Raw genomic sequence first — 26718 nt, 5'->3', positions numbered from 1 at the left:
TGCGACGCGGGAGGCGCAGGGCTGCGCCTCAGGGCACCGGCGGCGAGTTTGCCTGAATCGCAGCGAAATGGGACGTGAAGCCCGGCAGCAGCACGCGGTTGCCGTAGCCGCTGAGGTGGTCGGCGTCGAAGAACAACGGACGCCCGTCGCGGCGGCCGCTGCACTGCTGCGCGTCGCACAGCAGCGGCAGCGGATCCCACACCGAGGCATGCGGCATTTGCGCGGCGATGCGCTGCAGGCTCTGCAGCACCGGCGCGCGGTAGCGCTCCATGGTCGCGCGCGGGATCGGGATGCCGTGCGCGCAGATCGGATTGCCGCGATTGAACCAGTCCGAGCAGCGGTACGGCGGCGCGCGCAGCACCGGCTTGGGCGCCTCGAAGACGATGCGCACGCCGCGCTGCGCCAGCGGCTGCAACAGCGCCACCGCGGCCGTTTCGCCCGCGCTGCGCGCGGCCTGCGCCGCAGCGCCCTCCTGCTCGGCCATCACCGTCGTCTCGTCGAACAGGCGATCCTGGTCGGCCAGCCGCAGCACCCGCAGCGCGGGCAGGAACAGCACATCGCCGCTGCGCGCGTGCGCGGCGACGTCGGCCAGGGTGCTGCGTTCGTAGGCCTGGCAACCGGGATTGCCGGCCTGCCAGGCCTGCAGGCCGACGATCGGGCAACCGCCGACGCCGTACAGGCGCACCGGCACCCCGCTCTGCAGCGCGAAGCGTCGCAGCAGTTCGTTGTAGGCCAGCGCATGCGAGTCGCCGGCGACGAACAACTGGCCGCCATCGCGGTTGTGCAGCGTGCAGGCACCGCGCTCGAACAGCTTGGCGCTGCCCACCTGCACCGGCACCTGGCGGGTCTGCAGCGTGCACTGCGGGAACTCCCGGCGCAGGCCCTTGGCATACGCATACCAATCCAGCGGATGCCGGCTGACCGTGCTCAGCCCGTAGTAACGCTGGGTGTCCTGCAGCAGCGCCTGCATGCCGGCGGCGAGCAGCACCAGCCCCACTCCGGCTGCGATGGTCCGCGCCGGCGTGCGTGCGCGGCCGATCCGGCCATGCCGCCACGGCAGCTCCACCCAGCGGTACGAGGCCAGCGCCAGCAGCGCCACCAGCAGCAGCGCCGCGGCCCTGGTCGAGGCCGATTCCAGGCCGACGGTCCAACGCAGCAGCACGAACACCGGCCAGTGCCACAGATACAGCGAGTAGGACACGCGGCCGATCGCCACCGGCACGCGATGGGCCAGCGCGCGGCGGGTCCAGCCGGCGGGGGCACCGTGCAGCAGCGCCAGCAGACCGAGCGTGCCCAGCACCAGCCACAGCCCGTCCGGCCACGGCGAGTGGCCGGGACGCGCACGCCACAGGCCGACCGCGACCGCGCCCAGCGCCGCCGCCAGCAGCGGCGAGCGCCAGGTCCAGGCGCCCGGCGGCGGCGCCTGCGTGCCGGCGTCGAAGCGTCCGCGCAATGCCAGCACCTGGTACAGCAGCACGCCGCTGCCGAGTTGCCAGAAGCGTGCGGTGGTCAGGTAGAACGCCGCCGCGGCATCGCCGGCATCGCGACTGCGCAGCCAGGCGAACGCCAGCGACGCAGCCGAGGCCAGCGCCACCAGCAGTGTCGACCACAGCCGGCCGCGGCCGCCGCGGTTCCAGGCCAGGAACAGCAGCGGGAATAGCAGATAGAACTGCTCCTCCACGCCCAGCGACCAGGTGTGGGTGTACGGATTGAATTCGGCCTTGGGCGAGAAGTAGTCGTTGCCGGTCGCGGCCAGCACCCAGTTGCTGAGGCCGACGAAGGCCATGCGCCCGGTCTTGGCGCTGGTCTCGCTGAGCCAGGACTCGGGAATGAACAGGCCGCTGGCCAACGCCGTGAGCAGCAGGCACGCCACCAGTGCCGGCGCGATGCGGCGCATGCGCCGCGCGTAGAACTGCGCGAACACGCCCAGCTGTCCGGCCGCCGGCAGGCGCTGCAGCGAGGCGCTGACCACGAAGCCGGAGATCACGAAGAACATGTCCACGCCGGCGAACCCGCCCGGCAGCCATGCCGGGTCGAGGTGATAGGCGATCACCGCCAGTACCGCGATCGCGCGCAGCCCGTCCACGTATGGCAGGTAGCCGCCCGCGTGCGGCGGCGCGCGCAGACGCCCGGCGTCCTGCGTGCCCGTCCCTGGCAGCGCCACGCTTACCAGACCAGATCGTCGGGGATCTGGTACTTCGGGTCGGCGTAGGGGTCTTCCTCGGCAGGCGCGTTCGGGTCGACCCGCAGCGCCACCGCCGCCGGGAAGATCGCTTCGGCCTGGTCGAGCAGCGCCGCGGTCACCAGCAAGTAGCGGCCGTTCTGCTGCAGCACGCCCAGTTCGCCGGCGTTGAGCGCCTTGAGCTGGTCGGCGGTGACGTAGATGCGCTTGATCTTGCCGCCATAGGGGAAATGGCGGGCGATGTCGGCCTCGGCGTGGTTCAGCGCCTGGCCCTTGAGCAACTCGTCGAGCTTGGCCCGCGCCTCACGGCGCAGGCGCGCTTCTTCCTGTTTCTGCCGCTCGGCCTCGATGCGCTCGTCCTTCTCGCGCTGGGCGCGGATCGCGTAGGCCTTGGCCAGATCGATGTCCTCGCGGCTACGCGGCGGCCGCGCCGGCTGGCCAGCCGCGCCCTGCGGCTTGCCGTGGCCATTGCCGTGCGGACGGCCACGCCCGCCGCCGGGCTTGCCGGCACTGGGCGCGCCACCGGGAGCGCGCTCGCCGCGCGCCCCGGCCGGTGCCGGGCGCTGGCCCGGCCGTCCCTGCGGCCGCGGCGCGGCAGGCGGGGCCTTGCGTTCGGGTTTCGGCGCAGGCTTGAAGCCCAGGCCCAGCAATTGCTCGCGGAGGGTATCGCTCATCGGGACGGCATCGGTCGGTTCGGGGGATCAGTAATGCGGCGGCGGCGGTTCGTCGGCCGGGTCGGCGTAGAGCGTGCTGCGCACCTTGCCCAGATCCTCGAGCAGGTGACGCAGCAACTCGGCGTTGCGCTGGCTTTCGATCCGCGCTTCGGCCAGGGCATCGCTCATTTCCGCCAGCGCCTGCTCATGGAAGGAGAGGCGCGTTTCCAGCTCGATCAGGCGGTTCTCCAGCAACCGATCCTGGGTGGAAAAATCATGCTGCATGGATCGAACGTCCGCGGCCGATGCCGTAGTACGCCAGGCCGAAGCTCTCGATTTCCTGCGGATCGTAGAGATTGCGGCCATCGAACACCACCGCATCGCCGATCAGTTCCTTCATGCGGGTGAAGTCCGGGCTGCGGAACTGCTTCCATTCGGTGACCACGGCCAGCGCATCGGCGCCTTCCAGCGCGTCGAAGGCATCCTCGCAGAAGTGCAGATCGTCGCGCTCGCCGAAGATGCGCTTGGCCTCGTCGGTCGCCTCCGGATCGTAGGCGCGGACCGTTGCGCCCGCTTCCCACAGTTGCGCCAGCAGGCGGCGGCTGGAGGCGGCACGCATGTCGTCGGTGTTGGGCTTGAACGCCAGGCCCCACACCGCGAAGGTCTTGCCCTTGAGCGACTGCGCCGCGCCGTAGTGGCGCTGGATCAGTTCGTACAGATGGCCCTTCTGCGCCTCGTTGACCGCCTCCACCGCATCCAGCAGCCTGGGCGCGTGGCCGTACTGCTGCGCGGTGCGCGCCAGGGCCTGCACGTCCTTGGGGAAACACGAGCCACCGTAGCCGGCGCCCGGGTAGATGAAGTGCCAGCCGATGCGCGGATCCGAGCCGATGCCCTGGCGCACCTTCTCCACGTCGGCGCCGACGCGCTCGGCGATGTTGGCGATCTCGTTCATGAAACTGATCTTGGTCGCCAGCATCGCGTTGGCCGCGTACTTGGTCAGCTCGGCCGAGCGCACGTCCATCTCCACGATGCGGTCGTGGTTGCGGTTGAACGGCGCGTACAGGCGACGCAGGCGCGCGGCCGAGCCGGGCTTGCTGCTGCCGATGACGATGCGGTCCGGACGCATGCAGTCGGCGACCGCATCGCCCTCCTTCAGGAACTCCGGATTGGAGACCACGTCGAAGTCGATCGCTTCGCCGCGCGCCTCCAGTTCGGCGGCGATCGCCGCACGCACCTTGTCCGCGGTGCCCACCGGCACCGTGGACTTGTTGACCACGATGGTCGGCCCCTGGATGTGCTGGCCGATGGTGCGGGCCACCGCCAGGACGTACTGCAGATCTGCGCTACCGTCCTCGTCCGGCGGCGTACCGACGGCAATGAACACGATATCCCCATGCGCGATGGCGCTGGCCGCATCGGTGGTGAAGAACAGCCTCCGTGCGGCGTGGTTGGCCTTGACCATCGGCGAGAGGCCAGGCTCGTAAATCGGGACCACGCCCTTGTTGAGCCCATCCACTTTGGCCTGGTCGATGTCTACGCACACCACGTGGTGGCCGACTTCGGCCAGACAGGTTCCGGTGACGAGCCCGACATAGCCGGTGCCGAATATCGCTACGCGCATGTAATCTCCTTTCGGTTATTGAAGGATGTTCAAAAGTTCCACGTCGAAGGTCAACATCGCATCCGGGCCGATCGGGCCGCCCGGCGTTCCCTGCGGGCCGTAGCCCAGGTTGGACGGAATCCAGAAGCGGTACTTGGATCCCACCGGCATCAGCGCCACGCCCTCGCTCCAGCCCGGCACGACCTGGTTGAGCGCGAACTCGGCCGGCTGGCCGTTCTTGTACGAACTGTCGAAGACGGTGCCGTCGAGCAGCTTGCCTTCGTAGTTCACCCGCACCTTGCTGGTGGAGGTGGGCCGCGGGCCGCTGCCTTCGCGCAGCACCATGTACTGCAGGCCGGACGGGGTGGTGATCACGCCCTTCTGGTTCTTGTTCTGCGCCAGGAAGGCATTGCCTTCCTGCTTGTTCTTGGTCGCCACCGCGGCCTGCTTGGACGCACCGAAGGCCTGCAGCGTGGCCATCGCCTGCTCCTGGGTCATCGCGGTCTGGCCCTTGGCGAACACCGTGCGCACCGCGCCCATCAGCGTCGGCAGGTCGATGTCGTTCTGGATCCGCGCCAGCGACGGACCGACCGCACGGTCGCCCAGCATCAGGCCCACGTTCTCCTTGGACACCGGCGGCGGCTGCGTGCCCGGCGCCATGCCCGGCACCGGCTGGCCGTTGCGCGCGGCCAGCTGCGTGCGCAGCGCGGTATCGGTGGCCTGGGTCTGCTCATCGGACAGCAGCGGCTTGCCCTGCTTGAAGGCGTTCTCGATCGCGCGCTGCATCGCGTCCACGTCGATGTCCTGGGCGATGGGCTCGAACGAGCGCGCCACATCCATGCCGATCGCGTAGCTGACCTTCTGCTTTTCCGTGCTCAGCGTCGTCGCCGTGCTGCCGGCCGCCGGCGCCTGCGCGGACGCATGACCGGCGACCATCGCCATCCCCACCACCAGCGACGCCACGGCGCCGCGCATTCCCATCTTCATTCGCTACTTTCCCTGGAAGTGAACTGTGTACTGGATGCGCCGGGGTGGCGCGGAGGCCGGCATTGTCGCACGCGCGGCCGAGATGTTGACCCGCTTTCAGTGCGACGCCGGCTGCGCTTTCAGTTCGCGTTCGATGGCACTGCGCAAGGCCGGATCGTCGGGCGTGACCTTGCTCGGAAATTGCGCGACCACGCGTCCGTCGCGCGCGATCAGATACTTGTGGAAATTCCAGCCCGGCGCCACACCGGTGGCCTGGGTCAGTTGCTTGTACAGCGGCGTCGCGTCGTCGCCGATCACATGCACCTTCTCGAACATCGGGAACTTCACCCCATAGGTGAGCGTGCAGAATTCCTGGATCTGCTTCTCCGATCCGGGCTCCTGGCCCTTGAAGTCGTTGGACGGGAAGCCGAGCACGCTGAAGCCCTGCGCCGCGTACTGCTGCTGCAGCTTCTCCAGGCCGTCGTACTGCGGGGTATAGCCGCACTTGCTGGCGGTGTTGACCACCAGCAGCACCTTGCCGCCGTAGGTCTTGTTCAGGTTCACCTTGTCCTTGCCGGCCAGCGGGCGGTAGTCCCGGTCCAGCAAGGAGCCCGCCCAGGCACTGCCGACGGTGCCGGCAGCGGCCAGGATCGCGAGGAAAAACAGACGCTTGGAAATTTTCATGAGGCACCGTCAGAGAAAAGGGGAAGTCGCGGGCAACCAGGTCGGAAGTTGGGTCCGCAGCGTGTTGACATGCCGTGTAACGGTGTTATAGTTAAATACAACACCACTCACCCAGAGCAGGTCCCACGATGAACCTCAAACGCCTCCAGCGCAGTCTTCCGGCCCTGGTCATCGTCGGCACCCTGCTCTGCGCGAGCTGGATCGGCGCCCAACGCCACCAGGGACGGCCGCTGGATTATGGCGCCAGCACGCCGCACGACGACAGCGCCGCCGGCGCCGCACCCACCACCGTCCCGGCGGTGCGGCGTCTGCGGGCCTCGCTGTCCGTGCCTTATTTCTCCTTCGCGCGCACCCTGCGCCCACGGAGCTGACCATGAGCGATATCCAATGGAGCGACGGCGCTCCGATCTACCGCCAGCTGAAGGACCGGGTCATCGCGATGATGCTCGACGGCATCCTCAAGCCCGGCGACGCTCTGCCCTCGGTGCGCCAGGTGGCCGCCGAATACCAGCTCAACCCGATCACCGTCTCGCGCGCCTACCAGGAACTGGCCGACGAGGCCCTGGTCGAGAAGCGCCGCGGGCTGGGCATGTTCATGACCGAGGAAGCGGCGCAGAAGCTGCGCGGCAGCGAACGCGACCGCTTCCTCAACGAAGAGTGGCCCCTGGTGCTGGAACGCATCCAGCGCCTGGGCCTGACATTGGAAGACTTGTTGCCACCGGGGAAAACGCCATGACTGCCGCTGTCGCCGCATCCGAATCCGTCGTCTACGCGCAGGGGTTGCGCAAGACCTACAACCACAAGCCGGCCCTGGCCGATGCGTCCTTCACCATCGCGCCCGGCCGCATCGTCGGCCTGATCGGCCCCAACGGCGCCGGCAAGACCACCGCATTGAAGGCGGTGCTGGGCCTGACCGCCGTGGAAGGCGAACTGCGCGTGCTGGGGATGGACCCGCGCAAGCAGCGCGACGCGCTGATGAACCAGGTGTGCTTCATCGCCGACGTGGCGGTGCTGCCGCGCTGGATGCGGGTGAGCGAGGCGATCGACTTCGTCGCCGGCGTGCATCCGCGCTTCGATCGCGCCAAGTGCGAGCGCTTCCTGGCCAACACCAAGCTCTCGCCCAAGCTGCGGGTGCGCGAGATGTCCAAGGGCATGATCGTGCAGTTGCACCTGGCGCTGGTGATGGCGATCGACGCGCGCCTGCTGGTGCTGGACGAGCCGACCCTGGGCCTGGACATCCTGTACCGCAAGGAGTTCTACCAGCGCCTGCTGGAAGACTACTTCGACGAGCAGAAGACCATCGTCATCACCACCCACCAGGTGGAGGAGATCGAGCACATCCTCACCGACGTGCTGTTCATCCGCGACGGCCGCATCGTGCTCAGCGCCGACATGGAGCACATGGCCACCCGCTACACCGAACTGCTGGTGCCGGCCGAGCGCATCGAGGCGGCGCGCGCCTTGCAGCCGATCGACGAACGCGGCCTGCCGTTCGGCAAGTCGGTGTTCCTGTACGACGGCGTGCCGCAGGCGCAGCTGGCCGCACTCGGCGAAACCCGCACTCCCGGCCTGGCCGACCTGTTCGTCGCCATCATGAAGGGCACCTACGCATGAACGCTCCCGCCAAGACAATCTCTCCCGTGTCCACCTTCACGTGGTTGCTCAAGCGCGAATTCTGGGAACACCGCGGCGGCTTCCTGTGGGCGCCGGTCATCACCGGCGGCATCGTCGCCACGCTGTACACGGTACTGTCGATCATCGGCAGCATCGCCGGCCGCAACCATGGCGGCAGCTCGCGCCTGAACGACGTGCAGTGGGACGGCCAGGCCCAGAACGCCCACCAGATCATCGGCGCGGTCGGCGACGGCACCATGCTCGCCGGCGTGGTCCTGGCCTGCATCGTGGTCGGCTTCGTGGTGTTCTTCTATGCGCTGGGCGCGCTGTACGACGACCGTCGCGACCGCAGCGTGCTGTTCTGGAAGTCGCTGCCGCTGTCGGACACCAGCACCGTGCTGTCCAAGGCCGCCTGGGCGCTGTTGCTGGCGCCGCTGCTGGCGATCGGCGTCGGCCTGCTGATCGGCCTGGCGCTGTGGGTGGTCACCGCCCTGACCCTGTCGGTCAACGGCATCCCGCAGAGCACCGCGGTGTTCACCGAATCGCACCCGCTGCGCATCATCGGCATGGTCCTGGCCGCGCTGCCGGTGCAGGTGCTGTGGTCGTTGCCGGCGATCGGCTGGCTGATGCTGTGCTCGGCCTGGGCGCGCAGCAAGCCGTTCCTGTGGGCGGTGCTGATCCCGATCCTGGGCTGCGTGACCGCCAGCATGATGGGCATCCTGCCGATGCTCAACGTCAACCACAACCTGATCTGGTACACCGTGGTCTATCGCGGCCTGCTCAGCGTGCTGCCGGGCAGCTGGGGTCCGGTGCTGAACGAACAGGTGGCCGAAACCCACATCAGCGGTCCGCAGGACCTGGTCAACGCGATCCATCTCGGCGACACCTGGGTGCTGTTCCGCGATCCCGACCTGTGGATCGGCGCCGCGGTCGGCGTGGCCTTCATCGTCGCCGCGATCTACGTGCGCCGCTGGCGCGACGAAGCCTGATCGCAACGCCGTCTCTCTTCCCATTTCCGCAAGGAGTTTCCCGATGTACAAGACCCTCGCCGTGTGTGCCCTGCTGTCGCTGCCGGCCATCGCCATGGCCGACGACTGCAAGTATTCCGAACCGCGCGAACTGAAGCTGGACCTGGCCGGCGTCAAGTCGGTGCTGCTGGACGTGCAGCAGAACGACCTCAAGCTCACCGGCGCCAGCGGCGGCGACTCCACCCTGCGCGGCCGCGCCTGCGCCTCCGACGCGGACATGCTCAAGGAGTTGACCTTGCGCCAGCGCCACGACGGCGACACCCTGGTGGTGACGCTGAAGCACGAGGGCAAGATCCACGGCATCAGCGTCGGCAACCGCTACGCCTATCTCAACGTCGCCGGCAGCATCCCGGCCAACCTGCCGGTGCAACTGCAACTGGGCTCGGGCGATGCCGAGATCAGCGGCGTGGCCTCGCTCGACGCCAAGATCGGCTCCGGCGACCTGCATGCGCAGAACATCCGCGGTGCGGTCAGCGCCACGGTCGGCTCCGGCGACATCGAACTGCGCAATGTCGGCAGCGTGGCCCTGCCGACGCTGGGCTCGGGCGACGTCAAGGCCGACCAGGTCGGCGGCGACGTCAAGGTCGGCACGGTCGGCTCCGGCGACCTGACCGTGCACGGGGTGCGCGGCGGCGTGCAGGTCGACAGCGTCGGCTCCGGCGACGTGCAACTGCGCGATGTCAGCGGCAGCGTCGCGGTGCAGACCGTGGGTTCCGGCGACCTGGATGTCGGCACCGTCGGCGGCAACCTGAGCGTGCAGAAGGTCGGCAGCGGCGACGTCACCCATCACGGCGTGCGCGGCAGCATCAACCTGCCCAAGCCGCGCTGATCCGACGCGCCACTTTCTCCCTTCCGCACGAGGACCCGCCCATGCAATTCCGTTCCCTGTCCCTGGCCGGTGTCGCCCTGGCCGTGCTGTTCTCGCTCAGCGCCTGCCAGCGCTCGGCCTCGTCGAACGACCGCGTCGTGGTCGACCACGGCGGCGCGCAAAGCCTGACCTTCCTCAACGGCGACCTCACGCTGAAGGCCAATGGCCAGCCGCCGGCCACCATCACCCGCGACGGCAAGCTGCTGATCGACGGCAAGCCGGTCGCCCTGGACGCCGAGCAGCAGCGCCTGCTGCTGGCCTACCGCGGCCAGATCGAAGCGGTGGGCAAGCAAGGCGTGGAGGTCGGCAAGGCCGGTGCGGCGCTGGGCGTGAAAGCGGCCGGCGATGCGATCAGCGGCGTGCTCAGCGGCGACACCGACCATATCGGCGAGCGGGTCGAGGCGCAGGCCGACAAGATCAAGCAGGCCGCGCTGAAGATCTGCGACCAGGTCGCCGCGCTGCGCGCCGCGCAGGATGCACTGATGGAAAAGGTGCCGGCGTTCCGTCCGTATTCCACGCTGGAAGACAGCGACGTGCGCGACTGCAAGCATTCGGCGGCGTAATCGGCGGCAGCCACGCTGCCGCGACCATCGTCCACGAGCGCCCGCTGAGTCCGCGCTCCACCCGGCAGTCGTGCAATCGCCGGGCGGGTCGCGGTCTCAACGGGCGTAGCGTTTTGCGCCGGCCACGCAGACCATCGCGACCAAGGTCACCGCCAGCATGGTCCAGCTCACCGTTTCGTGCAGCAGCAGCGCGGCCAGGCCCAAGCCGATGAAGGGCTGGAACAACTGCAGTTGCCCGACCGCCGCGATCCCGCCTTGCGCCAGGCCGCGGTACCAGAACACGAAGCCGATCAACATGCTGAACAGCGAGACATAGCCAAGGCCGAGCCACGCCGGCATGCGCACAGTGCCGAACGACGCGGGCTGCGTCAGCAAGGCCAGGGACACCATCAGCGGCAGCGATAGCACCAGTGACCAACAGATGACCTGCCATCCGCCCAGCGTGCGCGACAGGCGCGCGCCCTCCGCATAGCCCAGCCCACACAGCACCACTGCGGCCAGCATCAGCAGATCGCCCTGCCACGAGGCGTCGATCCCGCCGATCGCCGCATAGCCGACGACACTGCAGGCACCGGCAAGCGAGAACACCCAGAACGGTGGACGCGGGCGTTCGCCGGCGCGCAACACGGCGAAGACGGCGGTGCACAACGGCAGCAGGCCCACGAACACGATGGAATGCGCCGAGGTCACATGCTGCAGCGCCAGTGCGGTCAGCAGGGGAAATCCGGCCACGACCCCCAGCGCCGTCATTGCCAAGGCGGGGAGCTCGGCGCGGCGCGGACGCGGTTGCCGAAACCCGAGCAGGAGCGCCAGCCCAAGCGCGGCGGCAATGCTGGCGCGTGCGCAGGTCAGGAACACGGGGGAAAAATCGGCGACCGCGACGCGCGTTGCGGGCAACGACCCCGCAAAAATCATCACGCCGATACATCCATTGATCCAGTCACCGGTGGTTTTTTCCATGCGCTTCTCCTTCTGCATCGCCGCTGCAGTAGACGCCCCGCGGGACCGATCCGGCCAGATACGATCCAATACGGTTTCGCAGTACTGTTATGGCTCAAGACCCAGTACAGCTGACGACAGTGGACAGACCTGAAGCGCCCGGCACGCGCATCGATGCGGTGATGGCCGACATCCGCGCCCGCATCGCCAACCGCACCAGCCTGCCGGGAGCGCGCCTGCCCTCCGTGCGCGCGCAGGCGCGCGCGCTGCGGGTGTCGGTGTCGACGGTGGTGGAAGCCTATGAGCGGCTGGCGGCCGAGGGCGCGATCACGGCGCGCCCCGGGTCGGGCTTCTATGTGGCCGGGTCGGTGGCCCCACTGGCGCTGGCGCAACTCGGCCCGAAGCTCGACCGGCAGATCGATCCGCTGTGGGTGTCGCGGCAGTCGCTGGAAGCGGATGCGCGCGTGCTCAAGCCCGGCTGCGGCTGGCTGCCACCCGAATGGCTGTACGGCGCGGGCATGCGCCGCGCACTGCGCACGCTGGCGCGCGCCGACACGCAGGAACTGACCGAGTACGCCACACCCCTGGGCCACCCCGGCTTGCGCCAGTTCCTGTCGCGACGGCTGGCGGGCAATGGCGTGCAGGCGCCGCCCGAACAGATCCTGCTCGCCGAATCGGGCACGCATGCGATCGACCTGATCGGCCGTTTCCTGCTCTCGCCCGGCGACACGGTGCTGGTCGACGACCCGTGCTACTTCAATTTCCATGCCTTGCTCAAGGCGCATCGCGTGCAGGTCGTGGGCGTGCCCTATACGCCGAACGGACCGGACGTGGCGCACTTCGAAGCGGCGCTGCGGGCGCATGCGCCGCGGCTGTACATCACCAATTCGGGTATCCACAACCCCACCGGCGCGACGCTGTCCGCGACGACGGCGCACCGGCTGCTGCTCCTGGCCGAGGGCTCGGACCTGGTGATCGTCGAGGACGACATCTTCGCCGACTTCGAGACCAGCCCCGCCCCGCGGCTGGCGGCCTTCGACGGCCTGGCGCGGGTCATCCAGCTCGGCAGCTTTTCCAAGACGGTGTCGGCGTCGCTGCGTTGCGGCTACATCGCCGCACGTGGCGACTGGATCGAAAGCCTCGCCGACCTGAAGATCGCCACCAGCTTCGGCGGCGGCCGGCTGGCGGCCGAGGCCGTGCTGATCGCCCTGACCGACAGCGGCTACCGCAGGCACATGGAGACCTTGCGGCGACAGTTGGCGGAACAGATGGCCAAGACCGTGGCGCGGCTGCAGGGCCTCGGCATCCGGCCTTGGCTGATCCCGCAAGCAGGCCTGTTCCTCTGGTGCAGGCTGCCCGAGGGCATGGAGGCCGCCGCCATCGCGCACGCCTGCCTGCAGGAGGGCGTGGTGCTGGCGCCGGGCAATGCGTTCAGCCAGTCGCTGAGCGCGGGCGATTTCCTGCGCTTCAACGTCGCGCAATGCACCGACGAGCGGATGTTCAGCGTGCTCGCGCGCGCCATGCAGTCCGCTTCGAACTCACGCAGCTGATGCGCGGCCCGCGCGCCTCGGCACGACCGCAGCCGCCGCACGTTCTAGAATGCCCGCACTCCCCCACTGCATCGCCTCCATGAAGAAGACGCTGTTCGCCTGGTTCTCGCTGCTGTCGCTGTGCCTGCTGCTCGCCGCCTGCGGCGGACGCGGCGGCGAGACCGCCTCCTCGCGCGCCGAGCGCAGCAAGCCGCGGGTGGCGGTGGACAGCATGAACGTGATGCTGCGCCGCGCCCCGGCCGCCAACGCCACCATCGGCCCTGATGGCAGCCTGCGCATCGACGACATCGAGCTGCCGCTGCCGCCCGCGCAGCGCACCGAACTGCAGCAGTTGTTCATGCACCTGCAGATGCAGCGCCAGCGCACCCTGGAGACCGCGGCGCCGGACCCGAACATGCGCTCGGTCGGCTTCGCGCCGACCCAGGAGATCACCGAAGCGCAGGCGGCGGTGTTGCGCGACATTCCCTCGCTGCAGCCGTACCGCGACAGCTTCGGCAACCTGCAGGCCGAGCGCCGCTGAGGCGTGCTCGCGCGCGCAAGTGCCGGCACAAGAGCGCCTCCAGTAACGATGGAGGCCTTCCTGTAGGAGCGGCTTCAGCCGCGATGGGCCTTCCCGATAACGCCCATCGCGGCTGAAGCCGCTCCTACACAGGGGCTTGCGATGCGGTGTCTGGGCGCGATGTGGGAGGGACTTCAGTCCCGACGGCTGTCAGGTTCAACCGCCAGCATGCGCTCCGTCACGGCTCAGCCACCGCCCCCCGCACCGGCATGAATACCGCCTTCGGTCAGCGCAGCCGGATCCAGCAACCGGCGCAGTTCGTCCTCGCCCAGGCCGCTGTCTTCCTTCGCCACCTCCAGCACCGGCCGGTTCTCCTTGTAGGCGCGCTTGGCGATCGCCGCGGCCTTCTCGTAGCCGATGATCGGATTCAGCGCGGTGACCAGGATCGGGTTGCGGTCCAGCGCCTCGCGCACCCGCTCCTCGCGCACCTTGAGCCCGGCGATCGCCGAATCGGCCAGCAGCACCGACACGTTGCCCAGCAACTGGATCGACTCCAGCAGGTTGGCGGCGATCAGCGGCAGGGTCACGTTCAACTGGAAGTTGCCGGTCTGCCCGGCCACGGTGATCGCGGTGTGGTGGCCGATGACCTGCGCGCAGGCCATCACCGTGGCCTCGGGAATCACCGGATTGACCTTGCCCGGCATGATCGAGCTGCCCGGCTGCAACGCCGGCAATTCGATCTCGCCGAGGCCGGCCAGCGGCCCGGCATTCATCCAGCGCAGGTCATTGGCGATCTTGATCAGCGCCACCGCCAGCGCATTGAGCTGGCCGGACAGTTCCACCGCATCGTCCTGCGCGGCCAGGCCCTCGAACTTGTTCTCGGCGCTCTCGAAGCTAACGTCGGTCAGCGCCGACAGCGCCTTGGCGACCTTGCCGCCGAAGCGCGGATCGGCGTTGATGCCGGTGCCGATGGCGGTGCCACCCAGTGGCAGCCGGCGCAGGCGCTTGAGGCTGTCGTCGATGCGCGCCTGCGCCGACACCAGTTGCGCCGACCAGGCACCGAACTCCTGGCCGAAGGTCAGCGGCATCGCGTCCATCAGGTGGGTGCGCCCGGTCTTGACCACGCCCTGCAGTTGCTTGGCGCGCTTGTCGATGGTCTTGCGCAGGTGCTTGAGCGCGGGGAGCAGGTGCTCGCGCGCAGCGAGCAGCGCAGCGACGCGGATCGCGGTCGGCACCACGTCGTTGGAACTCTGGCCGAGGTTGACGTGGTCGTTGGGGTGCACCATCGGCAGCGCCTTGCTGCCGTTCTTGCCCTCGCCCTTGGCGCTGCGGTTGGCCAGCGTGGCGATGACCTCGTTGGCGTTCATGTTCGACGAGGTGCCCGACCCGGTCTGGTAGATGTCGATCGGGAAGTGCGCGTCGTGGCGGCCGTCGGCCACCTCCAGCGCCGCGGCCTGGATCGCCTTGGCGACGGCCTTCGGCAGCAGGTCCAGGTCAGCGTTGACCCCGGCCGCGGCGGCCTTGATCAGGCCCAGCGCGCGGATGAAGCCGCGCGGCATCGGGCGCCCGGACACCGGAAAGTTCTGCACCGCACGCTGGGTCTGCGCTCCCCACAAGGCCTCTGCAGGCACCTGCAGTTCGCCCATGCTGTCGTGTTCGACCCTGAATGTGTCACTCATCGCGCAATCTCCGCATCTGCAAAAAGGAATCCATCGGCGCCGTCGTCGGACGTCCGGGGAGGCAGGCTGGCGGGATGGCGGCTGGCGCACGCATTATCCGCGGCGCAGCGCCCGGCGTCAGCAGTGTGCGCCGGCGGATGTTAGGAATGTCTGGAGGCGTGCCTGGTGCGCGCCCGCGGTGATCGGCGGATGCAGGCAGCCAACGCGGTGCCCGCCGACGGTCCGCAGTGGCCGGCCGAAGCGCCGGCAAGACGCGGCGACACTCGGGCGGCCATGGCGACCGCCGCGGCAGGACCGGCGGCATTGCGCCGCCGGCCAGGACGCTTACTGCTGCCGATTGCTCTGGAACACCAGGTCGTTGTAGCTCTTCATCAGGCGTGCCGGCGAGCCTTCCGGAGCGACGATCGGATTGTCCAGGGTGCGCTGCTCGAAGGCGCTGTACGGAACCTTGTCCGCCACCCGCTTGATCCGCGCCTTGGATTCCTTGCGGAAATCCTCCGCGGCTCTCTCGAAACCGCTCCAGTCGGACTTGCCCGGCTCCTGGTTGGCGACCTTGGCGTGCGCCTCGTCGGACAGGCGGTTGAAATCGGCCACCAGCGCCGTGGCCTTGGCGGTGTCGAAGTCGTCGTCCTGCATCAGCCCGACGATGTCCTTGGCCTCGAGCATCATCGACAACCGGTAGAAATCGCGGGTACGGCCCTCGGCCTTCTCCATCGCCTTCAACTGCTCGCGCTGCGCGGCGTCGTTCTGCGCCTCCAGTTCGTGGCTGAAGGCGTCGCTGGCCTCGTGGAATTCGGACAGCGCGGCCATCAGCGGCGCATGCAGTTGCTTGCCCTTGGCGAACTGATCGTCCTGGTAGTCCTCACGGTCGTAGTAGTCGCGGGCCTGGTTGGCCAGCGGCTGCAGCGTCTTCAACGCGGCCAGATAGCGCTTGGCCGCCGCATCCAGCGCCGGCAACGCCGGCTTGGCCGCGATCGCCTCGGTCATCGGCGCGTCGCACTGCTTCATGGCGTATTCGTCGATCGGGGCGGGCCCGTACACGCTGGTTTCCTTGCCGGTGGGGCCGGCCTTGGGGTCGGCCATCCAGCGCACGTACTGCTGCGCACCTTCGTGGATGGATCCGTCGACCTTGTTGAAGCACTCGATGTAGGCGTTGAGCTTGCGGGTCAACGCCTGGTCCGCTTCGTCGGCGGCGGCGTCTGCGGGAGCATGGCTGGCATCGGTGTCGGTCGGCGTGGCCGAGGGCTTGCCGCCACAGGCGGTGAGGAAAACGGACACAGCGGCGGCCAGCGCCGCAAGACGCAAAGAAGATGTCATGGGGAAATAGCGAGGTTGAAAACGGTTACAGAAAGTCTAGCAAACGAAAAGATCGTCGCGGCGTGATGGTTGAGTGCGGGGATTCGGGAGTGGGGATTGGGGATTGGTAACAGCGGTTCTGCGCGTCGATCCATGGTGCATGTCGCTGCGCTGCCTTGTGACCGAATACGCGAGACGGCGCGTGCGGGCGCCGCCATCGCGGCGCATCGGCTAGACTCCGATGACGTATCACCGACGGAACTCTCACGCCGCCATGGGCGACGATTCAGACTGTAGATGCCGGCGCACGCTGCGCCGGGCCACGCTCCCCGCCGTTTCGATCCTGCCCGCCTGGCGCTCTGACGCTCCAGCGACGCGCGCTGGGGAACGCACATGATCGGCAACCTGCTGCTGTTGGCGCTGGCGATGCTGCTGGTGCTGCTCAACGGCTTCTTCGTCGCCGCCGAGTTCGCCCTGGTCAAGCTGCGCCACACCCAGGCGGTGGGGCTGGCCGAGCATCACGGCTGGCGCGGGCGCCTGCTGCTCAACGTGCACGGCCACCTCGACGCCTACCTGTCGGCCTGCCAGCTCGGCATCACGCTGTCCTCGCTGGGCCTGGGCTGGGTCGGCGAGCCGGCCTTCGCGCACCTGCTGCAGCCGTTGTTCGACCTGCTGGGGCTGAGCGAAGAGGCGGCGCGCCTGAGCGCCTTCGTCATCGCCTTCAGCGTCATCTCGTTCCTGCACATCGTGCTCGGCGAACTCGCCCCCAAGTCGATGGCGATCCGCCGCCCGGAGCGCATGTCGCTGTGGACCGCGGCGCCGCTGTACCTGTTCTACTGGGCGATGTATCCGGCGATCTGGCTGCTCAACACCAGCGCCAACGGCTTGCTGAAGGCCGTGGGCTGGGGCGAGGTCGAGCATGCCTCGCACCGCTATTCGCGCGAGGAACTGAAGCTGATCGTCGGCCGCCAGCACCCCGCCGGCGGCGCACCCGACCACGAACTGACCCTGATGAGCCACGCGCTGGAGCTGCCGGAACTGGTGGCGGGCGATCTGATGCGCGCGCGCGACCACCTGCGTGCGCTGCGCGAGGGCATGCCGCTGGAGGCGGTGATGGCCGAGTTCGCCGACAGCCGCTACAGCCGCTATCCGTGGTTCGACCGCCACAGCGAGCAGGTGCTGGGCATCCTGCACATGAAGGACCTGCTGGTGGAGATCGCCCGCGGCCGCCGCAGCGACGACCTGCGCCCGCTGCTGCGCCCGGCCAACCTGATCGCCCTGGAGACGCCAGTGCCGCTGGTGCTGGAGCGCTTCCGCACCGGCGCCACGCACATGGCGCTGTGCGTGGACGAGCACGGCCGCATCCTCGGCTACTTCACCCTGGAAGACCTGCTGGAAGTGGTGGTCGGCGACATCGAGGACGAGCACCCGCACGTGGTCAAGGACGCGCCGACCCGCGGCGCCGACGGCAGCGTGCTGGTGGCCGGCTCGACCTCGATCTTCCGCCTCGAACGCCTGCTCGGCCGCGACCTGCGCGCGCCGGAGCACCTCAACTCGGTGGGCGGGCTGATCGTGCACCAGTTGCAGCGCCTGCCCGAGGAAGGCGAGCGACTGGAGATCGACGGCCACCTGTTTACGGTCAAGCGCATGGCCGGTCACCGCATCCAGGCGGTGACCGTACGCCTGGCGCCGGCCGAGGCCGCGCCGACGTAGAATGGCGCCCCCGCCGACACCACCCCACGCCCCCGCCATGTCCGATTCCGCCCTGCTCGCCCTGTCCCCGCTCGATGGCCGCTATGCCGGCAAGGTCGACGCCCTGCGGCCGATCTTCTCCGAATACGGCCTGATCAAGGCGCGGGTGAAGGTGGAGATCGAATGGCTGCTGGCGCTGGGCGCCGAGCCGGGCATCGCCGAGCTGGCCGCGTTCTCGCCGGCGGCGGCGCAGCGCTTGCGCGCGCTGGCCGAGGGCTTCGGCGTGGAGCACGCGGCGCGGGTCAAGCAGATCGAGCGCACCACCAACCACGACGTCAAGGCGGTGGAGTACTTCATCAAGGAGCAGCTCAAGGACGACGCCGAACTCGGCCCGGCCCTGGAGTTCGTGCATTTCGCCTGCACCAGTGAGGATATCAACAACCTCAGCTACGGGCTGATGCTGGAGCAGGCCCGGCGCGAGGTGCTGCTGCCGACCCTGGACGCGGTGATCGCGACGCTGCGCGCCCTGGCCCATGCGCAGGCCGCACAGCCGATGCTCTCGCGCACCCACGGCCAGACCGCCTCGCCGACCACCCTGGGCAAGGAGATCGCCAACGTGGTCGCCCGCCTCGAGCGCCAGCGCCGGCAGATCGCCGCGGTCGAGCTGACCGGCAAGATCAACGGCGCGGTCGGCAACTACAACGCCCACGTCGCCAGCTACCCCGACGTCGACTGGCCGACCTTCGCGCAGCGCTTTGTGGAAAGCCTGGGCCTGGTGTTCAACCCCTACACCACCCAGATCGAGCCGCACGACAACGTCGCCGAACTGGGCGACGCCACCCGCCGCGCCAACACCGTGCTGATCGACCTGGCGCGCGACATCTGGGGCTACATCTCGCTGGGCTATTTCAAGCAGAAGCTCAAGGAAGGCGAAGTCGGCTCCTCGACCATGCCGCACAAGGTCAATCCGATCGATTTCGAGAACGCCGAAGGCAACTTCGGCATCGCCAACGCCCTGTTCGAGCACTTTTCGGCCAAGCTGCCGATCAGCCGCTGGCAGCGCGACCTCACCGACTCCACCGTGTTGCGCGCGCTCGGCACCGCCTTCGGCCATACCCAGGTGGCACTGGACTCGCTGGCCAAGGGCCTGGGCAAGCTGACCGTGAACCCGGAGCGCCTGGACGCCGACCTGGATGCCGCCTGGGAAGTGCTGGCCGAAGCCGTGCAGACGGTGATGCGCCGCCACGGCCTGCCCAACCCCTACGAACAACTCAAGGCGCTGACCCGCGGCCAGGGCATCACCGCCGACTCGATGCGCGCCTTCGTCGAGACCCTGGACCTGCCCGAGGACGCCAAGCAGCGCCTGCGCGAGCTGACCCCGGGCGGCTACGTCGGCCTGGCCGAACGGCTGGCGCGCGACATCTGAGCCGCGTCCCGTCCATCCTGGGTTAATCGGCCAGGGGCATGCTGGTGACTCACAGCAGAGCCCCGCGATGAAACGCACCCCGTTGTTTGTGTTGCCGCTGCTGGCCCTGGCCGGCTGCGCGCAGGCGCCACGCCCGCCGGCCGGCGATGGCGCGCACACCGCCGCCCCGCGCACCGTGGTCATGCAGGCCGCGCCGCCGATCGCGGCGGCGCCGTCGGCCGGCGACATTGCCGATGGCGACGAGCGCGACGCCGAGGCGCCGATCCGCATGGCCGCCTCGGCCAGCGGCGACATCGATTGCGACGGTCGTGACCTGAACATCGTCGGCCGCGACGCCACCCTGGTGCTGCACGGGCACTGCGCCACCGTCAGCCTGTTCGGCCGCAACGGCAACCTGCAGATCGAACGGGCCGACACCCTGCGCGTGCTCGGCGACAACGCGCAGGTGACGGTGCACGGCGACGCCGGCCAGGTCGCGCTGTTCGGCCGCCACGGCCGCTTGCAGATGGCGCGCATCGCCACGCTGGAGGTGTCGGGCGACCAGAACCAGTTGCAGGCCAGCGCGATCGGCGCCATCGCCCTGCAGGGCAACGACAACGCCATCGTCCAGCGCAGCGGCACGGCCCAGGTCGACGACAGCGGCCGCGACAAGCGTATCCTCGACCAGTAACGCCCAGCGCCTCGCCCGCTGCGACGCGGCCGCCACGCGCCGCGGACGTCCCGAACCGCCGGCGGCGCACACCCTGCATGCACGCATGCGCCAGAACCGGATTGCCGGATCGCCACCGCCTTGGCCGACGGCGATCCGCCAAGCCCGCCGCGATGGCCCCACGGGCCAAACCGGCGGACAATGGCCGGGTCCGGCCGGCGCCGCCGCGCGCCCGCCCTTTCCTTCCGCGTTGCAAGGACCCCACCGCACATGGCTGCCCGCAAGACCGCCGCTCCCGCCTTCGAACTCCACGCCCGCCCCGGGCAACCGCTGGGCATGCCCGCCGCGACCTTCCTGCGCGATTACTGGCACAAGCGCCCGCTGCTGATCCGCAACGCCTTCCCCAACTTCGTCTCGCCGATCGAGCCCGGCGACCTGGCCGGCCTGGCCTGCGAAGAGGCGGCGCTGTCGCGGCTGGTCGAGCACGACCGCGCCAACGACCGCTGGCGCGTGCGCAGCGGCCCGTTCCAGGAGCACGAGTTCCCCGGCATGCCCGACCACGACTGGACCCTGCTGGTGCAGGACGTGGACAAGTGGGACCCGGACATCCGCGCCCTGCTCGAGCAGTTCCGCTTCCTGCCGCGCTGGCGGGTGGACGACGTGATGGTCAGCTTCGCCGCGCGCGGCGGCTCGGTCGGCGCGCACGTGGACCACTACGACGTGTTCCTGCTGCAGGCCCACGGCCACCGCCGCTGGCAGATCGACGCCAGCGCCGCGCTGGGCCGCCCGGCGCCGCCGACCGACTTCCGCGACGACGTGGAACTGAAGCTGCTGCGCCAGTTCGAGCCGACCCACGACTGGGTGCTGGGACCGGGCGACATGCTGTACCTGCCGCCGCTGGTGCCGCACCACGGCGTCGCCGAAGACGCCTGCCTGACCTTCTCGGTGGGCATGCGCGCGCCGTCCTCGGCCGAGTTGATCGCCGATTACCTGGACACGCTGATCGACGGCGCCGACGAGGCATTGCGCTACCACGACGAAGACCTGCAGGCGCCGGCCGATCCCTACGAGATCGATGCGGCGGCGATGGGCCGGGTGGTCGAGGCGCTGAACGCGCTGCGCATGAACGACCCGGACAAGCTGGGCGCCTGGTTCGGGCGCTTCATCACCACCTACCGCGCCGCCGGCGAGATCCTGCCGCCGGCCGGGCTGCCGCCGGCGGCGGAGATCGCCGCAGCGCTGGAACAGGGCTTGGTCCTGCAGCGGCATCCCTGGGCGCGGCCGGCGTGGCGGCGCGCCAGCCGCGGCGCCATGCTGTTCTGCAGCGGCCTGGAGTTCGCCCTGCCGGTCAAGGACGCCAAGCGCCTGGCCGCGGCCGAGCACATCGACGGCAGCGACTACGCGGCGCTGTCGGCAGCCGGCAGGCAGACCCTGCTGGAACTGATCGAAGGCGGCTTCTACCAGCCGCTGGAGGCCGAGGACGCCACCGGCGAGGACGCCGACGCGGCCTGATCCGACCATGCCCGGTCCCGGTTTCCGCATCGCTGCGCTGGATCCCGTCCACGACGGCGCCGAACTGCGCGCGCTGCGTGCCGCGGCCGGCACCGTCGCGGACCCGGCCGACCCCACACGTGGAGCGCAGGACGCGCTGGGCGAGCACCTGGTCGCGCGCAGCGACGACGGCCAGCTGGTGGGTGCGGCCCGGCTCGGCGCGGACCGGCGGATCGCCGCGCTGATCGTGTTGCCGGCCTGGCGTGGACGCGGCGTCGGCGGCGCGCTGCTGCGCGGCCTGATCGCGCAGGCACAGCAGCGGGGCTGGCCACAGCTGGAGCTGCATGCGCCCGCCGCGACACTGGCATTCCATGCCCGCCACGGCTTCCTGCCGCCGCCGGGCGGCGTGGCCGCCTCCGCGGAGGCGGTGCCGCTGCGCCGCCGCTTCGACGGCGCGGTGGCGGTGGAGGACGCGGCGATGGCGATCGCCGCCAGCATCGCGGTGCTGGCGCAGGCCCGCCGCCAGGTGCTGATCCACAGCCGCATGCTGGATCCCGGCCTGCTCGACGATGCCCGCGTGGTGGAACAAATGCGACGCTTCGCGGTCGCCGCGCATGCCAAGCAGGTGCGCGTATTGCTGCACGACGCGGCCGCGCCGCAGCGTGCCGGCGCCCCCTTGCTGGCGCTGGCACAGCGCTTGCCCAGCGTGTTCCAGTTCCGCGAAGTCAGCGATCCGGTGGACCGCAGCGACGCCACCGCCTACCTGGTCGACGACGGCGGCGGCTACTACTTCCGTGGACTCGGTCACCGTTACGACGGCGAGACCGACCTGCTCGGTGTCGGCCGCGCGCGCCAGTTGCGCGCCACCTTCGACCGGGTCTGGGAGCGCGCCCGGCCCTGCAGCGAACTGCGCGCACTGGGCTGGTGAGGCGGCGGCGACCGCACCGCCGCAACTGCCACGGATGAACCGGGATCGGCCTTGACCACGCCGAATGCACACCCCGGCTGGTTCATGGGGGTATAATTTTTGCGCTTGATTACGCCCGCGCGGCCCTCGCGTCCGCCGGTTCCTGCCGCAAGCCACCCCAAACAAAGCGACCGCACCCCACCATCGTGGACAATCTACTCAAGCAGTTTGCGCAGTCATCGCAACTCGCCGGCGGCAATGCCGCCTATATCGAAGACCTGTACGAACAGTATCTGGTCTCTCCCGACAGCATCGATCCCAAGTGGAAAACCTACTTCGACGGCTTCCAGGGCCGCGATGCTGGTGACGTTCCCCACTCTGCGGTCATCGCCCACATCGCCAGCGCCGCGCGCCAGGCCGCCAACAGCGGCACCGGCCCGAGCGGCGACGAGCGCGAGCGCCATGTCGGCCGCCTGATCACCGCCTACCGTTCGCGCGGCCACCTCGGCGCGCGCCTGGATCCGCTGGGCCTGACCCCGCCGGTGAACCCGCCGGACCTGGGCCTGCCGTTCCACAGCCTGTCGGAAAGCGATCTGGGCAGCGAGTTCAGCACCGGCGGCCTCGGCGGCCAGCCGCGGATGAAACTGCGCGACCTGCTGGCGCGGCTGAAGGCGACCTACACCGGGTCGGTCGGCAGCGAGTTCATGCACATCTCCGAGTTCGAACAGCGCCAGTGGATCTACCAGCGCCTGGAGAACGCGGGCGGCAACATCGCCGGCGACGCCGCCAGCCGCCGCCGCACCCTGGAGCGGATCACCGCCGCCGAGGGCCTGGAGCGCTACCTGCACACCAAGTACGTCGGCCAGAAGCGCTTCTCGCTGGAAGGCGGCGACTCGCTAATCCCGATGATGGACGTGCTGGTGCAGCGCGCCGGCAACGACGCGGTCAAGGACATCGTGGTCGGCATGGCCCACCGCGGCCGCCTCAACGTGCTGGTCAACACCCTGGGCAAGAACCCGCGCAAGCTGTTCGACGAGTTCGAAGGCAAGTTCGAGCACGCCCACGACGACCGCGCCCACACCGGCGACGTGAAGTACCACATGGGCTTCTCCGCCGACGTGGCGGTGGCCGACGGCAAGTCGGTGCACCTGGCGCTGGCGTTCAACCCCTCGCACCTGGAAATCGTCGACCCCGTGGTGGTCGGCAGCGTGCGGTCGCGCCAGGAGCGCTACGGCGACGCCGCGCGCAAGTCGGTGCTGCCGGTGATCATCCACGGCGACGCCGCGTTCGCCGGCCAGGGCGTGGTCATGGAGCTGTTCCAGATGTCGCAGGCGCGCGGTTTCGCGGTCGGCGGCACCGTGCACATCGTGGTCAACAACCAGATCGGCTTCACCACCAGCGCCCGCGACGACGCCCGTTCCACGCTGTACTGCACCGACGTGGCCAAGATGATCGGCGCGCCGGTGTTCCATGTGAACGGCGACGATCCGGACGCGGTGGCGTTCGTGGCCAACCTGGCCTACGACTTCCGCCAGCAGTTCAACAAGGACGTGGTCATCGACCTGGTCTGCTACCGCCGTTGGGGCCACAACGAGGCCGACGAGCCGGCGGCCACCCAGCCGGTGATGTACCAGACCATCCGCAAGCACAAGACCACCCGCGAACTGTACGCCGCCCAGCTGGAAAGCGAAGGCGTGCTGCAGGCCGGCGAGGCGCAGGCGCTGGTCGACGGCTACCGCAACAAGCTCGATTCGGGCGAGTACACCACCGAGCTGGCGACCCGCAAGCCCGACGAATTCGCCATCGACTGGTCCAAGTACCTGTCGGGCAAGCTGTCGGACAAGGTCGACACCACGGTCAAGCGCAAGACCCTGGACCAGCTGGCCAAGATCATCACCACCATCCCGGGCGGCGTCGAGCTGCACCCGCGTGTGGCCAAGATCTACGAGGACCGCGTGAAGATGGCCGCCGGCGAACTGCCGGGCGACTGGGGCTTCGCCGAGAACCTGGCCTACGCCACCCTGCTGGGCGAAGGCCACAAGCTGCGCCTGGTCGGCCAGGACGCGGGTCGCGGCACGTTCTTCCACCGCCACGCGATCCTGCACGACCAGAAGACCGACAGCTACTACCTGCCGCTGCGGCAGCTGGTGGAGAACCCGGAAGACGCCACCGTGATCGACTCGCTGCTCAGCGAAGAGGCGGTGATGGGCTTCGAGTACGGCTACTCCACCACCGATCCCAACGCGCTGTGCATCTGGGAAGCGCAGTTCGGCGACTTCGCCAACGGCGCGCAGGTGGTGATCGACCAGTTCATCGCCGCCGGCGAAGCCAAGTGGGGCCGCATCTCGGGCCTGTCGCTGTTCCTGCCGCATGGCTACGAAGGCCAGGGCCCGGAGCACAGCTCCGCACGCCTGGAGCGCTTCCTGCAGCTGTGCGCGCTGGAGAACATGCTGGTCTGCGTGCCGACCACTCCGGCCCAGGCCTTCCACATGATCCGCCGGCAGATGCGCATGTCCACGCGCAAGCCGCTGGTGGTGATGACGCCCAAGTCGCTGCTGCGCCACAAGCTGGCGGTGTCGACCCTGGAGGAACTGGCCGGCGGCGAGTTCCAGCACCTGATCCCGGACGCCAAGGCCGATCCGAAGAAGGTCAAGCGCGTGGTCGCGTGCTCGGGCAAGGTCTACTACGACCTGCTCGAGGACCAGACCAAGCGTGGCCAGGACGACGTCGCCATCCTGCGCGTGGAGCAGCTGTATCCGTTCCCGCGCGAGCTGCTGTCGGCCGAACTGAAGCGCTACGGCAATGCCACCGACCTGGTCTGGTGCCAGGAAGAGCCGCAGAACCAGGGCGCCTGGTACCAGATCAAGCACCACCTGCAGGCCTGCCTGGCCGACGGACAGAGCCTGCACTACGCCGGCCGTGCCCGTTCGCCGTCTCCCGCCGCCGGCCACTTCGCCGAGCACGTGGAAGAGCAGCTGAAGCTGGTCGCCGATGCGCTGTTGAATCCGTTCAACGACCAAGTCGCTGAATAAACACCCTTTCACACTTCAAAAAAGACACCACTAGGACGCCCCCTGCAATGGCCACCGAAGTCAAAGTTCCGGTACTGCCCGAATCCGTATCCGATGCCACCATCGCCAGCTGGCACAAGAAGGCCGGCGAGGCGGTCAAGCGCGACGAGAACCTGGTGGACCTGGAGACCGACAAGGTCGTGCTGGAAGTGCCCTCGCCCGTCGATGGCGTGCTGAAGGAGATCAAGTTCGAGACCGGCGCCACCGTGACCAGCTCGCAGATCCTGGCGATCATCGAGGAAGGCGCGACCGCCGCTGCGGCGCCTGCCGAGGCCAAGGTCGCCGAGGCACCGAAGGCCGAAGCGCCCAAGGCCGCCGCCGCGGAAGCGCCGAAGGTCGCCAAGGCCGACGCGCCGAAGGCCGCCGGCGATGTGTCCAGCCTGCCGCCGGGCGCGCGCTTCAGCGCCATCACCGAAGGCGTGGATCCGTCGCAGGTCGAAGGCACCGGCCGCCGCGGCGCGGTGACCAAGGAAGACATCCTCAACTACGCCAAGAACGGCGGTGCCGGCAAGGCCAGCGGTGCGCGTCCGGAAGAGCGCGTGCCGATGACCCGCGTGCGCAAGCGCATCGCCGAGCGCCTGATGCAGTCGAAGAACTCGACCGCGATGCTGACCACCTTCAACGAAGTCAACCTGGCCAAGGTCTCGGCGGCGCGCAAGGAACTGCAGGACGAGTTCCAGAAGGCCCACGGCATCAAGCTCGGCTTCATGAGCTTCTTCGTCAAGGCCGCGGCCAACGCGCTGCAGCGCTTCCCGCTGGTCAACGCCTCGATCGACGGCGACGACATCATCTATCACGGCTACAGCGACATCTCCATCGCCGTGTCCACCGACAAGGGCCTGGTCACGCCGGTGCTGCGCAACGTCGAGCGGCAGTCCTTCGCCGACATCGAGCAGGGCATCGCCGACTACGCCAAGAAGGCGCGCGACGGCAAGCTGAGCCTGGAAGAACTGCAGGGCGGCACCTTCACCGTGACCAACGGCGGCACCTTCGGCTCGCTGCTGTCGACCCCGATCATCAATCCGCCGCAGAGCGCGATCCTGGGCATGCACGCGATCAAGGAGCGCCCGATCGCCGAGAACGGCCAGGTCGTGATCGCGCCGATGATGTACCTGGCGCTGTCCTACGACCACCGCATCATCGATGGCAAGGACTCGGTGCAGTTCCTGGTCGACATCAAGAACCAGCTGGAAAACCCGGGCCGGATGCTGTTCGGTCTGTAAAAGCCGGGAATCGGGAATGGAGAGTGGGGAATGGGACAAGCGCCCATTTCCCTGCCCTGTTCCCGCCTGGACCTGGATGGGAGGCGGCAGGCGCATGCGCTTTTGCGATTCCCCATTCCCTATTCCCCATTCCCGTGT

24 protein-coding genes are annotated in these 26718 nt (G+C 68.9%); 15 read left to right on the top strand and 9 right to left on the bottom strand.

What is annotated here, in order from left to right:
- Positions 1 to 28: 28 nt before the first annotated feature.
- The 6 genes from AC1G9L_RS09995 to AC1G9L_RS09970 form a co-directional block, all read right to left on the bottom strand.
- Entirely contained in the window at positions 29 to 2164 is a 2136-nt protein-coding gene (locus AC1G9L_RS09995) for an acyltransferase family protein (protein ID WP_481070899.1), read from the bottom strand.
- A 2-nt stretch (positions 2165 to 2166) separates the two neighbouring features.
- Positions 2167 to 2856 (bottom strand): DUF2058 domain-containing protein, encoded by a 690-nt coding sequence (locus AC1G9L_RS09990; protein ID WP_481070897.1) that lies wholly within the window; start codon positions 2854 to 2856, stop codon positions 2167 to 2169.
- Between the two features lie 27 nt (positions 2857 to 2883).
- On the bottom strand, positions 2884 to 3120 hold the full coding sequence (locus AC1G9L_RS09985) for a SlyX family protein (protein ID WP_481070896.1): 237 nt from the start codon (positions 3118 to 3120) through the stop codon (positions 2884 to 2886).
- The gene (locus tag AC1G9L_RS09980) at positions 3110 to 4456 is read right to left on the bottom strand and encodes a nucleotide sugar dehydrogenase (RefSeq protein ID WP_019799763.1); all 1347 of its coding nucleotides are present in this window, start codon (positions 4454 to 4456) and stop codon (positions 3110 to 3112) included. The genes AC1G9L_RS09985 and AC1G9L_RS09980 overlap by 11 nt, the downstream gene beginning before the upstream one ends.
- Positions 4457 to 4471: 15 nt before the next feature.
- On the bottom strand, positions 4472 to 5422 hold the full coding sequence (locus AC1G9L_RS09975) for an FKBP-type peptidyl-prolyl cis-trans isomerase (RefSeq protein ID WP_019799764.1): 951 nt from the start codon (positions 5420 to 5422) through the stop codon (positions 4472 to 4474).
- A 96-nt stretch (positions 5423 to 5518) separates the two neighbouring features.
- Entirely contained in the window at positions 5519 to 6085 is a 567-nt protein-coding gene (locus AC1G9L_RS09970; protein ID WP_010344228.1) for a glutathione peroxidase, read from the bottom strand.
- Between the two features lie 128 nt (positions 6086 to 6213).
- Between AC1G9L_RS09970 and AC1G9L_RS09965 the strand changes: the two genes are divergently transcribed.
- The 6 genes from AC1G9L_RS09965 to AC1G9L_RS09940 are packed head-to-tail and all read left to right on the top strand — an operon-like array spanning position 6214 to position 10158.
- Positions 6214 to 6456, top strand: a complete 243-nt coding sequence (locus AC1G9L_RS09965; RefSeq protein ID WP_019799765.1) for a hypothetical protein — start codon at positions 6214 to 6216, stop codon at positions 6454 to 6456.
- Positions 6457 to 6458: 2 nt separating this feature from the next.
- Complete coding sequence (locus AC1G9L_RS09960; protein ID WP_010344230.1) at positions 6459 to 6821, top strand: GntR family transcriptional regulator; 363 nt, start codon at positions 6459 to 6461, stop codon at positions 6819 to 6821.
- Positions 6818 to 7699: an ATP-binding cassette domain-containing protein gene (locus AC1G9L_RS09955; protein WP_019799766.1), complete on the top strand. Its 882-nt coding sequence runs from the start codon at positions 6818 to 6820 to the stop codon at positions 7697 to 7699. The genes AC1G9L_RS09960 and AC1G9L_RS09955 overlap by 4 nt, the downstream gene beginning before the upstream one ends.
- Positions 7696 to 8688, top strand: a complete 993-nt coding sequence (locus tag AC1G9L_RS09950; protein ID WP_209244774.1) for an ABC transporter permease — start codon at positions 7696 to 7698, stop codon at positions 8686 to 8688. The genes AC1G9L_RS09955 and AC1G9L_RS09950 overlap by 4 nt, the downstream gene beginning before the upstream one ends.
- A 43-nt stretch (positions 8689 to 8731) precedes the next feature.
- The gene (locus AC1G9L_RS09945; protein ID WP_019799768.1) at positions 8732 to 9556 is read left to right on the top strand and encodes a DUF4097 family beta strand repeat-containing protein; all 825 of its coding nucleotides are present in this window, start codon (positions 8732 to 8734) and stop codon (positions 9554 to 9556) included.
- Positions 9557 to 9597: 41 nt separating this feature from the next.
- On the top strand, positions 9598 to 10158 hold the full coding sequence (locus tag AC1G9L_RS09940; protein WP_019799769.1) for a DUF2884 family protein: 561 nt from the start codon (positions 9598 to 9600) through the stop codon (positions 10156 to 10158).
- Positions 10159 to 10254: 96 nt separating this feature from the next.
- Here the strand turns inward: AC1G9L_RS09940 and AC1G9L_RS09935 are convergent, their stop codons facing one another.
- Positions 10255 to 11118, bottom strand: coding sequence for a DMT family transporter (locus AC1G9L_RS09935; RefSeq protein WP_481070892.1), 864 nt, complete (start codon positions 11116 to 11118; stop codon positions 10255 to 10257).
- Between the two features lie 161 nt (positions 11119 to 11279).
- On the opposite strand from AC1G9L_RS09935, the gene AC1G9L_RS09930 reads away from it, so the two are divergent.
- Positions 11280 to 12647 carry an aminotransferase-like domain-containing protein gene (locus AC1G9L_RS09930; protein ID WP_481071089.1) on the top strand — a complete coding sequence of 456 codons (1368 nt, stop codon included), beginning with the start codon at positions 11280 to 11282 and terminating at the stop codon, positions 12645 to 12647.
- Positions 12648 to 12726: 79 nt separating this feature from the next.
- Positions 12727 to 13167 carry a hypothetical protein gene (locus tag AC1G9L_RS09925; RefSeq protein ID WP_019801612.1) on the top strand — a complete coding sequence of 147 codons (441 nt, stop codon included), beginning with the start codon at positions 12727 to 12729 and terminating at the stop codon, positions 13165 to 13167.
- Positions 13168 to 13391: 224 nt separating this feature from the next.
- Here the strand turns inward: AC1G9L_RS09925 and AC1G9L_RS09920 are convergent, their stop codons facing one another.
- Together AC1G9L_RS09920 and AC1G9L_RS09915 are read right to left on the bottom strand one after the other, a co-directional pair.
- Complete coding sequence (locus AC1G9L_RS09920) at positions 13392 to 14825, bottom strand: class II fumarate hydratase (protein WP_481070891.1); 1434 nt, start codon at positions 14823 to 14825, stop codon at positions 13392 to 13394.
- A gap of 324 nt (positions 14826 to 15149) precedes the next feature.
- On the bottom strand, positions 15150 to 16142 hold the full coding sequence (locus AC1G9L_RS09915; RefSeq protein WP_481070889.1) for a YiiG family protein: 993 nt from the start codon (positions 16140 to 16142) through the stop codon (positions 15150 to 15152).
- Positions 16143 to 16514: 372 nt separating this feature from the next.
- Here AC1G9L_RS09915 and AC1G9L_RS09910 point away from each other — a divergent pair, with 372 nt between their 5' ends.
- The 7 genes from AC1G9L_RS09910 (at position 16515) to sucB (ending at position 26580) form a co-directional block, all read left to right on the top strand.
- A complete protein-coding gene (locus tag AC1G9L_RS09910; protein WP_019800137.1) occupies positions 16515 to 17834 on the top strand; it encodes a CNNM domain-containing protein in 1320 nt (439 codons plus the stop codon).
- Positions 17835 to 17871: 37 nt separating this feature from the next.
- Positions 17872 to 19239 (top strand): adenylosuccinate lyase, encoded by a 1368-nt coding sequence (purB, locus tag AC1G9L_RS09905; RefSeq protein ID WP_019800138.1) that lies wholly within the window; start codon positions 17872 to 17874, stop codon positions 19237 to 19239.
- Positions 19240 to 19306: 67 nt separating this feature from the next.
- On the top strand, positions 19307 to 19909 hold the full coding sequence (locus tag AC1G9L_RS09900) for a DUF3060 domain-containing protein (RefSeq protein WP_481070887.1): 603 nt from the start codon (positions 19307 to 19309) through the stop codon (positions 19907 to 19909).
- A gap of 249 nt (positions 19910 to 20158) precedes the next feature.
- Positions 20159 to 21400, top strand: coding sequence for a ribosomal protein uL16 3-hydroxylase (locus AC1G9L_RS09895; RefSeq protein ID WP_481070885.1), 1242 nt, complete (start codon positions 20159 to 20161; stop codon positions 21398 to 21400).
- A gap of 7 nt (positions 21401 to 21407) precedes the next feature.
- On the top strand, positions 21408 to 22307 hold the full coding sequence (locus tag AC1G9L_RS09890; RefSeq protein ID WP_481070883.1) for a GNAT family N-acetyltransferase: 900 nt from the start codon (positions 21408 to 21410) through the stop codon (positions 22305 to 22307).
- A gap of 185 nt (positions 22308 to 22492) precedes the next feature.
- Positions 22493 to 25318 (top strand): 2-oxoglutarate dehydrogenase E1 component, encoded by a 2826-nt coding sequence (locus AC1G9L_RS09885; protein WP_019799369.1) that lies wholly within the window; start codon positions 22493 to 22495, stop codon positions 25316 to 25318.
- Positions 25319 to 25365: 47 nt separating this feature from the next.
- On the top strand, positions 25366 to 26580 hold the full coding sequence (gene sucB, locus AC1G9L_RS09880; protein WP_019799370.1) for a dihydrolipoyllysine-residue succinyltransferase: 1215 nt from the start codon (positions 25366 to 25368) through the stop codon (positions 26578 to 26580).
- The last annotated feature ends 138 nt before the right edge of the window (positions 26581 to 26718 follow it).

Source organism: Xanthomonas sp. NCPPB 1132 (assembly GCF_056629235.1).
This window is presented reverse-complemented; position numbering and strand designations above follow the sequence as displayed.